The organism is Bacillus sp. (in: firmicutes) (assembly GCF_031983925.1).
In the GTDB taxonomy this organism is placed as follows: domain Bacteria; phylum Bacillota; class Bacilli; order Bacillales; family Bacillaceae_G; genus Bacillus_A; species Bacillus_A pacificus.
Map to the genome: position 1 here is coordinate 440,518 of NZ_DALYZR010000001.1, position 12,363 is coordinate 452,880.

10 protein-coding genes, 1 riboswitch and 1 other annotated feature are annotated in these 12,363 nt (G+C 34.7%); of the genes, 6 read left to right on the forward strand and 4 right to left on the reverse strand.

Translation table 11 applies throughout. The features are described from left to right. The first annotated feature begins 97 nt into the window (after nucleotides 1-97). On the forward strand, nucleotides 98-3,292 hold the full coding sequence (locus tag RTP99_RS02435; protein WP_000011084.1) for a DEAD/DEAH box helicase: 3,195 nt from the start codon (nucleotides 98-100) through the stop codon (nucleotides 3,290-3,292). 100 nt (nucleotides 3,293-3,392) lie between these two features. On the opposite strand, the gene RTP99_RS02440 is transcribed toward RTP99_RS02435, so the two are convergent. After that, a complete protein-coding gene (locus RTP99_RS02440; RefSeq protein WP_000047591.1) occupies nucleotides 3,393-3,527 on the reverse strand; it encodes a DUF3934 domain-containing protein in 135 nt (44 codons plus the stop codon). A gap of 406 nt (nucleotides 3,528-3,933) precedes the next feature. Then, nucleotides 3,934-4,192 (forward strand) — a binding site (T-box leader). Nucleotides 4,193-4,262: 70 nt separating this feature from the next. On the opposite strand from RTP99_RS02440, the gene asnA reads away from it, so the two are divergent. After that, entirely contained in the window at nucleotides 4,263-5,246 is a 984-nt protein-coding gene (asnA, locus tag RTP99_RS02445) for an aspartate--ammonia ligase (RefSeq protein WP_000284918.1), read from the forward strand. A 136-nt stretch (nucleotides 5,247-5,382) separates the two neighbouring features. Beyond that, on the forward strand, nucleotides 5,383-5,811 hold the full coding sequence (locus tag RTP99_RS02450; RefSeq protein WP_000051966.1) for a helix-turn-helix domain-containing protein: 429 nt from the start codon (nucleotides 5,383-5,385) through the stop codon (nucleotides 5,809-5,811). Nucleotides 5,812-6,043: 232 nt separating this feature from the next. Here RTP99_RS02450 and RTP99_RS02455 read toward each other — a convergent pair whose 3' ends face one another. Both RTP99_RS02455 and RTP99_RS02460 read right to left on the reverse strand, forming a co-directional pair. Beyond that, the gene (locus tag RTP99_RS02455; protein ID WP_000041941.1) at nucleotides 6,044-6,499 is read right to left on the reverse strand and encodes a VOC family protein; all 456 of its coding nucleotides are present in this window, start codon (nucleotides 6,497-6,499) and stop codon (nucleotides 6,044-6,046) included. Nucleotides 6,500-6,852: 353 nt separating this feature from the next. After that, nucleotides 6,853-8,082 carry an aspartate kinase gene (locus RTP99_RS02460; RefSeq protein ID WP_000448052.1) on the reverse strand — a complete coding sequence of 410 codons (1,230 nt, stop codon included), beginning with the start codon at nucleotides 8,080-8,082 and terminating at the stop codon, nucleotides 6,853-6,855. A gap of 199 nt (nucleotides 8,083-8,281) precedes the next feature. Continuing rightward, a riboswitch (Lysine riboswitch) is annotated at nucleotides 8,282-8,468 on the reverse strand. Nucleotides 8,469-8,658: 190 nt separating this feature from the next. On the opposite strand from RTP99_RS02460, the gene RTP99_RS02465 reads away from it, so the two are divergent. The 3 genes from RTP99_RS02465 to RTP99_RS02475 are packed head-to-tail and all read left to right on the forward strand — an operon-like array spanning nucleotide 8,659 to nucleotide 11,807. Next, the gene (locus RTP99_RS02465) at nucleotides 8,659-9,567 is read left to right on the forward strand and encodes a DoxX-like family protein (protein WP_000676646.1); all 909 of its coding nucleotides are present in this window, start codon (nucleotides 8,659-8,661) and stop codon (nucleotides 9,565-9,567) included. A gap of 3 nt (nucleotides 9,568-9,570) precedes the next feature. After that, entirely contained in the window at nucleotides 9,571-10,176 is a 606-nt protein-coding gene (locus RTP99_RS02470) for a DUF4166 domain-containing protein (protein WP_000002626.1), read from the forward strand. 5 nt (nucleotides 10,177-10,181) lie between these two features. Further along, nucleotides 10,182-11,807 (forward strand): YndJ family protein, encoded by a 1,626-nt coding sequence (locus tag RTP99_RS02475; RefSeq protein WP_000789563.1) that lies wholly within the window; start codon nucleotides 10,182-10,184, stop codon nucleotides 11,805-11,807. 28 nt (nucleotides 11,808-11,835) lie between these two features. Here RTP99_RS02475 and RTP99_RS02480 read toward each other — a convergent pair whose 3' ends face one another. Beyond that, on the reverse strand, nucleotides 11,836-12,321 hold the full coding sequence (locus RTP99_RS02480; RefSeq protein ID WP_000070005.1) for an 8-oxo-dGTP diphosphatase: 486 nt from the start codon (nucleotides 12,319-12,321) through the stop codon (nucleotides 11,836-11,838). Nucleotides 12,322-12,363: the final 42 nt, after the last annotated feature.

Here is a 12,363-nt window from a genome sequence, read left to right on the forward strand (position 1 = left end):
ATCTTTTTTTGTTAAATCAACATTTTATATTTTCTCGTGAAGCATGTAAAATGTTAAGTAAGAGAAAATGGTTTTACATTAAGGAAGTGTTAAAACAATGAGTTTTACATTAAATAAATCGATTATTAAAGAAGTATGTGGAGAAACCTCATATAAAAGAGGCGAAGCTTATTATAAATCAAATAAAGTAATCGTGAATTACTATGATGAAACGAAAGAAATTTGTGAGGCGACAGTAAAAGGGAACGAGGATTTTCGTGTTACAGTAGAAAAAGCTAAAAAAGGTGATGTTGTTGCGAGATGTAGTTGTCCTTCATTAGCGTCTTTTCAAACGTACTGTCAACATGTTGCAGCCGTACTAATACAAATAAATTATAACCAACAAACGGGTGGAATGGGCTCTGTTAGTAGCAGAAATGATCAATTAACAAACGGGATGTTTCAGTTATTTGCAGACAAACCACTGAGGCCAAAAAGTAAACAACATCGGTTTGATACACGTGAAATATTAGATGTTGCGTTTATATGTTCACCAGTAGCGAAGAAAAGCGGTGGGGCTCTTCTTGGAATTCAGTTAAAACTTGCGAAAACATATTTTATAAATCATATTAGAGAATTTCTTTCTAAAGTGGAGAAGAGAGAGGCTTTTCATTGTTCCAATGAATTTACATATACGCCAGATGTACACAGTTTTAAACAAGAAACAGACGCGATTATACAACAATTTATTAAAATATATCATAACGAAAAAATGTATGAAGATGCACTAGAAGTACATGCGAAACAAGATGAAAGTATGATATTTATACCGCCAGCTTCATGGAATGATATGCTCTCTGCACTTTCTAGAGCCGAGTATGTACAGTTGAAACAAAATGAGCAACTGTTCCAGGGATTACACATTTCAAAAGGGTTATTGCCATTACATTTTGAGTTTACGAAAGGGAATAATGGCGGGTTTACCCTTCATATAGACGGTCTAAATCGTGTTCGAGTTATGGAGATGTATAACAACGCTCTTTACGATGGGAAATTATATCATTTACCTATGGAAGATTGTATGCGACTTATTGAATTGCAAAAGATGATGAGTCGCTCAAATAGCAATCAGTTTTATATTCCTGAAAATAAGATGGAACATTTCGTAGCGAAAGTTGTGCCTGGATTAATGAAACTTGGAACAGTGCGCATTGATGAAGTCATATCCGATCGTGTTGAAACGCCGTCGTTAAAAGCAAAGCTATATTTAGATCGAGTGAAAAATCGTTTGCTAGCAGGTCTTGAATTTCATTATGGAAACGTCGTGATTAATCCGCTAGAAGAAGACGGGCAACCTTCTGTTTTTAATCGTGATGAGAAAAAGGAAAAAGAGATTTTAGACATTATGAGTGAAAGTGCCTTTGCGAAAACAGAAGGCGGTTACTTTATGCATAATGAAGAAGCTGAGTATAACTTTTTATATCACATTGTTCCAACGTTAAAAGGTTTAGTTGATATTTACGCGACAACAGCAATTAAATTACGCATTCATAAAGGGGATACAGCGCCACTTATTAGAGTGAGAAGGAAAGAAAGAATTGATTGGTTGTCATTTCGTTTTGATATAAAAGGAATACCGGAAGCTGAAATTAAAGGTGTATTAGCGGCTCTTGAAGAAAAACGGAAATATTATCGGCTTGCGAATGGTTCTTTATTATCACTAGAGAGCAAAGAGTTTAATGAAATTAATCAGTTTGTAAAAGAATCAGGTATTCGAAAAGAATTTTTACATGGGGAAGAAGTGAATGTTCCGCTTATTCGGAGTGTAAAATGGATGAATGGACTACATGAAGGTAATGTTTTAAGTTTAGATGAGTCTGTTCAAGATTTAGTTGAAAGCATTCAAAATCCGAAAAAGTTAAAGTTTACAGTACCGCCAACTTTACATGCTGTAATGAGAGAGTATCAAGTATACGGGTTCGAATGGATGAAAACACTCGCCTATTACCGTTTTGGCGGTATTTTAGCAGACGATATGGGACTTGGAAAAACGCTGCAAAGTATTGCTTATATAGATTCTGTTTTGCCTGAAATTCGGGAGAAGAAGCTGCCTATATTAGTCGTTTCACCGTCCTCGCTCGTTTATAATTGGTTTAGTGAATTGAAAAAATTCGCCCCACATATTAGAGCGGTTATTGCAGATGGAAATCAAACAGAACGACGAAAAATCTTAAAAGACGTAGCGGAATTTGATGTCGTCATTACGTCATATCCATTACTGAGAAGAGATGTAAGGTCGTATGCGAGGCCATTTCATACACTATTTCTTGACGAAGCACAGGCGTTTAAAAATCCTACAACACAAACTGCAAGAGCAGTGAAAACAATTCAAGCTGAATATCGTTTTGGACTAACGGGAACGCCTGTCGAAAATTCATTAGAAGAGCTATGGTCTATCTTTCATGTCGTATTTCCAGAATTATTACCAGGAAGAAAAGAATTCGGTGATTTAAGGCGTGAAGATATTGCGAAGCGCGTAAAACCGTTCGTATTAAGACGATTAAAAGAAGATGTATTACAAGAGCTTCCAGATAAAATAGAGCACTTACAGTCATCGGAGTTATTACCGGATCAAAAGAGACTATATGCTGCTTACTTAGCGAAATTAAGGGAAGAAACATTAAAGCATTTAGACAAAGATACGTTACGTAAAAATAAAATTAGAATTTTAGCTGGCTTAACGAGATTAAGACAAATATGTAATCATCCTGCTTTATTCGTTGATGATTACAAAGGGAGTTCAGCTAAATTGGAGCAACTGTTAGACATACTAGAGGAATGTAGAAGCACTGGTAAGAGAATTTTAATCTTTTCTCAATTTACGAAGATGCTGTCCATTATTGGTCGTGAATTAAATCGTCAAGCAATTCCATACTTTTATTTAGACGGGAATACACCTTCGCAAGAACGTGTAGAACTATGCAATCGGTTTAACGAAGGAGAAGGAGACCTATTCCTCATTTCTTTAAAAGCTGGTGGTACAGGTCTTAACTTAACAGGCGCTGATACGGTTATATTATACGATTTATGGTGGAATCCAGCTGTTGAACAACAAGCAGCAGATCGGGCATATCGAATGGGGCAAAAAAATACAGTACAAGTTATTAAATTAGTAGCACATGGAACCATTGAGGAAAAAATGCATGAACTACAAGAGAGTAAGAAACATTTAATCGCTGAAGTGATTGAGCCAGGAGAAGAGAAATTATCATCAATCACGGAGGAAGAAATTCGAGATATTTTAATGATCTAATAAAAAAAGCTATGCCTTCAAATGTATGAGGGTATAGCTTTTTTGTTGTAATAATTATATTTTGTTTTGTACAAAGTAAAGAAATCAAATGTTATTTCAATTATTTCTTTGTACCTTTACTTTTGTATGGCTTTGCTGCTTTCTTTTTCTTTGCGCTTGATTGCCAACGGTTCCATCCTTTACTTCCTGTACCTTGTCCTACACCTTTTTTCGGTTTTGCTTTCGTTTTACTCATATAATCACTCCGTTATATAAAAATCTTATTTGATAATAGTCAATGATTTAGAAAATACTCTTTATAAATGACTATGTTTGTTTTAAGTAAAAACAAACTGCTTGAATGCTATAGTATATCATGAATTTGCAAGTAAACTGAAAGGAATTACAAAGAAAATGAAAATAATACGAAATACTGCGGATTCTATATTTCGGACGATTACATTAATTGTTGTATATATGTTAGTTTCTGTTAGTGAAACGTTTTTTGGAATGCCCAGACAAAAGAAGTAAAGAAGGTATATTGGAAACAATCAATAAAGCCGTAAAATAAAGAATTGAAAAATATTTTAAAACTTTTTGTTGACTTTATTTATTTTTTGTATAGAATAATCATTAATAAAATGTTTCAGAGATGTGACAACAAAACGACTATGAAAGGACGAGTAGTAGTAGGACGTAGTCTAAGCGAGTCAGGGGTGGTGTGAGCCTGATACGAAGCCTATTATGAAGAACCTCCTGGAGTTGCTAACCGAAATCTTTGACAGGAAAGTAGACTTAGCCGGGAACTTCGCCGTTACAAGAAGAACAGTATCGAGATACTTCATCTCCGTATTGTATAAGTGAGCAACCTCTGTTGCTAATTTGGGTGGTACCGCGGAACCAAAGCCTTTCGTCCCAGTTTTTTGGGAAAGAAGGGCTTTTTTTGTTGGCTTCTTTTCACAACATCCAAACATTTTAGGAGGAAACCACCATGTATCAATCATTAATGACAGTAAGAGAGACTCAAATCGCAATTAAGGAAGTTAAAACATTTTTCGAGGATCAATTAGCAAAACGACTTGAACTATTCCGTGTATCTGCACCATTATTCGTAACGAAAAGATCAGGACTAAACGATCATCTAAACGGTGTAGAACGTCCAATTGAATTTGATATGTTACACTCAGGAGAAGAATTAGAAATTGTACACTCACTAGCGAAGTGGAAACGATTTGCACTGCATGAATATGGATATGAAGCTGGTGAAGGGTTATATACAAACATGAACGCGATCCGTCGTGATGAAGAACTTGATGCAACACATTCTATTTACGTTGACCAATGGGATTGGGAAAAAATCGTTCAAAAAGAATGGCGTACTGTAGATTACTTACAAAAAACAGTATTAACAATTTATGGAATATTCAAAGATTTAGAAGACCACTTATTTGAAAAATATCCGTTCCTTGGGAAGTATTTACCAGAAGAAATTGTGTTCGTTACTTCTCAAGAACTAGAAGATAAATATCCAGAATTAACACCGAAAGATCGTGAACATGCAATTGCAAAAGAGCACGGTGCAGTCTTCATTATCGGAATTGGTGATGCACTTCGTTCAGGTGAAAAGCATGATGGACGCGCAGCTGATTATGATGATTGGAAATTAAACGGTGACATCTTATTCTGGCACCCAGTACTACAATCTTCATTTGAATTATCATCAATGGGAATTCGTGTTGATAGTAAATCACTTGATGAGCAGTTAACGAAAACAGGTGAAGACTTCAAACGTGAGTACGATTTCCATAAAGGTATTTTAGAAGACGTACTCCCATTAACAATTGGCGGTGGTATCGGACAATCAAGAATGTGCATGTACTTCTTACGTAAAGCACATATCGGTGAAGTTCAATCTTCTGTATGGCCTGATGATTTACGTGAAGCTTGCAAGAAAGAAAACATTCATCTGTTTTAATAGAAGAGAGAGAATAACTCAAAGAGTTATTCTCTCTTTTTTATTGTGTAAACGAGTGGTTTACAGCGGATTTTACTAATAGTTTCTTTCTTTTTCATCTCCTATTATGTCATAATTTTTTAAAAGAGGGGACGTTATGAGCTTAGGAGAGCAGTTAAAAAAACTACGAGAGTCAAAGGGATTTTCACAAGAGGATGTTGCTAAAAAGATTGGTGTGACAAGGCAAGCAATATATAGATGGGAAAATAATAAAAGTTATCCTGATATTGATAATTTAATTTTGCTTAGCGAAATGTATAATGTTACGCTCGATGCGTTAATAAAAGGGAATCAAAACATGAAAGAAAAAATACATATTGATGAAGATGATGAGGATTTTGAGAAAGAGAACGAATTTGGTTTTTATATTGGATTTGGTTTGTTAATTATGAGTGCTTTCGTTGAATATGAAAAAATACAGGTGGTTGTATTAGGCGTTGCATTATTCATGATGGTATTTTACTCGGATGTGAAGAAAGTTATTTTGAATGAATATAGATCGTTTTTTCATAGGAAAGAGCGATAAGTTATAAAATGAGAAGAGTCAGTTATATTTCCTTGGAAAAGGTAAAGCGAATAATTAAATTATTTCATAATGATTTTTTGGATGTTAGTGATATGTTAAAGAACTGTTTGGATAGAGTCTTGAAATCTATGTGTAAAATGAAAATATATTTTTAAAAACTCAAACAAGCATAACCACGTTCTGGAGTGAGGACGTGGTTAAAAATATAGTAGTTTCCTTTATAATACATCACTTACTTGTTACCGAGTTCTTCCGCTAAACCGATTAAAATCCCTTCGGTTCCACGAATGTAGCAGAGACGGTAAGAGTTCTCGTATTGAACTACTTCACCAACGAGTTGAGCACCATGCTTAGTAGTAAGCCTAGATACCATTTCATCAATGTCTTCAACGGTGAACATGACGCGCAAATAACCGAGGGCATTGACAGGAGCTGTCCGGTGATCTCCTATAGCGGGCGGGGTAAGAAATCGCGAAAGTTCAATTCGGCTATGGCCATCTGGAGTCACCATCATAGCAATCTCTACGCACTGCGAACCGAGTCCGGTTACGCGACCAGCCCATTCCCCCTCTACAGTGGCGCGCCCTTCGAGTTTTAACCCAATCTCCTCGAAGAAAGAGATTGCATGATCAAGGGATTCTACAACGATGCTAACATTGTCCATTCTGAGTAATTTATTTTTTGACATTGTCTTTATCTCCTTATATGTAAAAGTGTATTATCTAATCATCATCTTCATTATACTATTAAAAAGTTACAAATTCCTTTCAAACAAAAACACCTTGTCACAGTTTAGGAAAATGTGACAAGGTGTTTTTAAGTATGTCATATAGTATCTTGTTAACAAACAATACCGAGACTTCCTTGCAAAAATATTTCTATCCTGTACGGCATTAAATGATCCGATTGTTGTATAGAATTAATTGTATTTTTTTAATGACACATAAATTTCTTGTCACTCTATATAATGCAAACAGCTTTCTATTTTTAATAGGAAGGAAATAGATTCATATAATTTGTTTTAAGTAGTACCGCTGGAAATTAACTCATTTGTACTAAAGGCACAATTTTCGCCATAAATGATTGATGCAGTGCCTCAACACCTGTCACTAAATGAAGGCGGTCAATAACGACAGACACTTTAATTTCTGATGTACTTACCATTTTAATATGAATATTTTCTTCTTTTAAAGTAGTGAACATATTCGCAGCAACACCTGGATTAGAGACCATACCAGATCCTACAATTGATACTTTTGCTAAATGATTTTCATATTCTACTGCTTCATAGTGAAGTGCCTCTTGATTTTGTTCCAATACTTCTAATGTTTCTCTTAAATCATTAGAATGGATGGAGAAGGAGAGATGAACAGTTCCTTCATTAGTAATACTTTGAATGATGATATCTACATTAATATGTGCCGCTGCTAATGTAGAGAAAACAGTTGAAAGTGAACCTTGTTCTAATCCTTTCACTGTGATGCGTGTAATATTATCTTCAAATGCAATACCTTTAACGATTGATTGTTGTTCCATGTTACATTCTCCTTTTACAATTGTTCCGTTTTCTTGTTCCATACTTGAGCGAACTTCTAAAATGACATTATGATTTTTAGCAAACTCAACAGCACGCGGGTGTAATACACCAGCACCGAGGTTTGCAAGTTCTAACATTTCGTCATAAGAAATTTCATCTAATTTATAAGCATCTTTTACAACTCGTGGATCCGTCGTATACACGCCAGTCACATCTGTGTAAATATCACATTTTTTTGCGTTTAGTGCAGCAGCTAATGCGACAGCAGTTGTATCAGAACCGCCTCGTCCAAGCGTTGTAATTTCAAAATCTTCACTGACTCCTTGGAAACCAGCTACAATAACAATCGTGCCTTTAGTAAGATAAGATTGAATTCGATCTGTATTAATTTCAGTAATCCGTGCACTACTATGTACAGATTCTGTCGTAATACCAGCTTGCCATCCTGTTAATGAAATCGCGTTATACCCTTTTGCTTGTAGTGCCATCGTTAATAATGAAATAGTTACTTGCTCTCCTGTCGATAGAAGCATATCCATTTCGCGTTTACTTGGATTTTCTGTAATTGCGTTAGCAAGTGCTACAAGTTCATCAGTACTTTTTCCCATTGCTGAAACGACAGAGACGATACTATGCCCTCGCTCATATTCTTCAATAATTAAATTTGCTACATGTTGAATACGCTCAACACTTCCGACAGAAGTGCCACCAAATTTTTGTACAATCGTTTCCATTACGAATTCCTTCTTTCATCCATTTTTAAGAATAGATTAGGACATATATAAATCCCAATATTCCTGTAGTTACCAGAGAAAAACAAAAAACACCATCTCAAATAAGTGAGGATGGTGCTGTTACAGGAAAAGGGAAACAGAAAACGGAGCTAATAAAAAAACCGCCAAAAAAGGAATACCATGAAAATGATATCTCTTTTTTGTAGATAGCTCTTCATACATACGCGTCTGTACATATGACAGTTCTGTTTCTATTCGAAAACAGCCCCAATCGATACATACAGAGAAATATATCGATTTCGGCAATACTTCCTTTCATCTAATTTCATAGACCTCTCTGTGTCTCCATTAGAATACTCATAAGTATCGCAACCTCTATCTCACGTTTTAGGCGAGAGTGTTTGATTTATGAAGTTGTTGGTAACATTTGTTTTATAATAATTTAAATTTTTCGAGGAATCAAGTGTTTTGTATATATTTTAAAAATTCTATTTTTTACAAGGGAGTTTGTGAAAAATGTAGCAAAATAAATTTATTACATGTACATTAAAATTATAGTTCATTGGAGGTGGAAGAATGAAAGGGAAAAAGCCTATTTATGTTTCAGCAGAAATGAACACAACGATGGAGAAATTATGGGAATATACGCAAGAACCACATATACATACAGAATGGGATGCTCGCTTTACTGAAATTTCATATTTAGAGAAAAAAGAAGGAGAACCACAGAAATTTTTATATAAAACAAAAATCGGATTTGGACTTGAAATAGCTGGGGAAGGGGAATCGATAGGTGAAATAAGAAAAGAAACGGGTGAAAGAATTTCTTCTTTAAAGTTTTGGACGGATAATACATTATCTCTTATTCAAATAGGGCGTGGTTATTGGAAGTATACACCGTGTAAAGAACACATTCATTTTGAGACACAATATGATTATGATACGAGGTTTGGTCGTATAGGGAATGTAATAGATTTCTATATGTTTCGGCCGTTATTAGGCTGGGCGACTGCTTGGAGTTTTGATGCTTTAAAATTATGGTTAGAAAAGGGACTTCATCCTAGATTGCTCATTAGAAGAACAGTGACGTATTGGCTCGTATGTTTTTTATTTGCTTTCGTATGGATGTATCAAGGAATAGTACCGAAACTAGTGTTTACTCATTCAGAAGAAGTAAAAATGCTATCGGTGATGGTTGGTTCAACTGAACATAGTGTTTTTATACTTAAAATAATTGGATTACTAGAAATTATTTTTGGTGTCCTATGGCTGTTACCATTTCCAAAACGAAAAGTATTTGTCGTACATATTTTTATGTTAATAGCCTTAACGATAGCAGCAGGATTTACGAATATCGCAAGCTTTACAGAGCCGTTTAATCCAATTACGTTAAATCTACTTCTAATTGGATTATCGATTGTCGGTTATATAAATAGTACGAATTTGCCAAGTGCAAAAAATTGCAAGAGGAAGAGAAAGGGGTAATGTATGGCTAATATGTATGAAAGATTATTAGGGGATTCTTATAAAAAACTTCATCCGAAATTACAGAAACGTTATGAGATTACAGAAGAAAATAGCTTTATTGGAGAAGGGAAGATGGATGAAATTTACGGTGGTTCTTTTTTCGTAAAATTCATATTAAAAATTGCATCGAAATTTCGAATGTTTTTCTCTGAGAGAGGTAAGGGAGTGCCATTTACAATACATAATACCGCTGAGCGTGATGAACATGGACATGAACTTGTGCGGTGGAATCGTACTTTTTATTTTCATAATAAGAAAAGGTATTTTAATGCGGTAATGAAACTTGATGAAAATGAAATTGTAGATTATTTTGGTGAACCACATTTACTCGTCTCTACATTGAATTTTCATATTGATGAGTTAGGGGCAATGCATATTTCTTCAAAGAAACAATGGTTTTACATGTTTGGAAGGAAAGTCCCGTTACCTAGATTTTTATACGGGGAGGCCAACATTGTAGAAAATTATGATGAAACACAACAATGCTTTCGAATTCATGTTCAAGTACGCAATCCGTTAATTGGTTCATTATTTTCATATAAGGGAACGTTTGTGGAGAGGAAATAAATAATATGAAAAATATAATAGTTGGACTTGTTTGTTATATTATTTTTCTAATATGTGAGTGGTCAAATATAAAACCAGTGGAAGCAATTATTTTATTATCTATGTTGTTATTTATACCGATGTCATTTAGCATCATTGATAAGAAAACAAGAAATGGATCATATGTATTCTTTTATGAATTTGTATCGTTTTTATATCCAATCGCAGCAATTAGTGCAATGCTAGCTTTCGTAACAAGTCACTATTTCTTTGCGCTATTTTGGTTTGTATATACAGGAATTGTCGCGTTATTTGGTGTGAGTAGATTACTAGAAAGAGGATGGAAACCGTTAGAAGAAACGGCAATCGATAGTGCGTTTATTTATTTGTTTTTAGGTGGCTTCTGGTTTTTCGCCTCAGTAGCAAAGCTTTCCATTATGCACTTTAGTTCTGACATTGTTTTACTCACAGCTGCACACTTTCATTATTCGGCGTTTCTATTGCCGTTATCGGCTGGTTTAATTGGGAGAAAAAGAGAAAAGAGAAGTAAAGTATATGATGTTATTATGTTTGTCATCGTTATTTCACCTCTGACAGTCGCAGTAGGAATTACGTATTCAAGGGTATTTGAATTTTTTGCAGTGTTCCTATATTTATGCGCTATTTATGGTTATGGAATTTATGTTTGGCGTACGAAATTTAATGCTATCAACGCAAAGATTCTTCTGATCATATCGTCTAGTACACTTATGGTAACAATTATGTTTTCACTTATATACTCGTATGGGAATTTGAAACATGTAATGACGATTACAATTGCTCAAATGGTTTGGATTCACGGTGTTGTGAATGGAATTGGAGTAGCGTTACCGGCATTTGTCGGCTGGATGATTGAAAAGAGTGTTCCGAACTATAAATATTACGGGAAACCAATGAGCAGATTAAGAGGAAAGGCGACAGTTGGTGAAGTGTTTTTACATAACAGAAATGTAATAGATAGTAAGGGATACAACGGTTTAGTTGATAAAATGAATGATTTTCATAGTGAGGCATTTGACGTGACGAAGATACCTTTAAGCATTATTCGGTTTTATGAAAATACAAAAGAGTATGAGTTACAATCGCATATTAAATGGACTCGTTCGTTCCGCCTGTTAGCATTTTGTTATGAGAAAATGAGTAAGCGTGTAGGACAAATACATTTAGGAATGGGCGGCAAGTGGGAAACAATGCACGGCTCTATCATAGGGGTAATGGATGAGAAGGATGGAAGGGAGAATGTAAGAGCTTGGTTAAGAAAAAATGAAGCAGGAGCATCTATTTTTGTAGCTCTTTACTCAAAACATACGTATAAGAATGAGACATATATGAATATCGCATTGCCTCTACCATATTCGAATATGACGGGGATTTTAAAATTACGTAATGATAATAATAATTTAATTATTACTAGTAAGCTGAGAAGAAATGGTAAGGGAGATGAGGGGATTTATTTACATACTCGTTTCTTTACAGTACGGTTACCGTTAGCTGAGACGTTTATTATTAAAGAGGGCACCAATCAAATGTTAGAAGCTAACCATAAAATGTGGATATTTGGAGTTAAGTTTTTAGAAATTGATTATGAGATTAAGAAAATAGAGGAGAAGTAAGAAAAGCTTGGAGAGATTCCAAGCTTTTTTACGTATGGGTAATTGTCATAGCGACTTGTTTATCTAAGTCTTTGTCCCAAACACGTTGAATTTCAAATGTACCTTTTTCAAAAAATAATGGAAATCTTTCTTTAAACCAATCTTGCATAGGAAGATTTAGTGCTGTATCGATTGGTACCCATAATAATTCGCCTTCAGGAGGATTCGAAAGGAGTTCACCTTCAAATGAATCTGTCCAATAGTTAAATACCATATATCGAACATTTTCTTTCGGATTTACGTATTCATCTAATCCTTTAAAAGTTAAATTTGAAACAAGTAATCCAGTTTCTTCTTTTACTTCCCGTTTAGCAGCTTGAACGATACTTTCTGGAAAATCTACTTTTCCGCCGGGAGCGATGTAACCAGGGAAGCCAAGGTGATTGGGGCGCTGTATTAACAATACTTTGTTATTCCGCTGAATCATACACATTGTATACATACGGTGCTCTATATCTTTCCAATTGTTGCTCATATGAATCTCTCCTCTTAATAAAATCTTATAGTTTTTAACTAT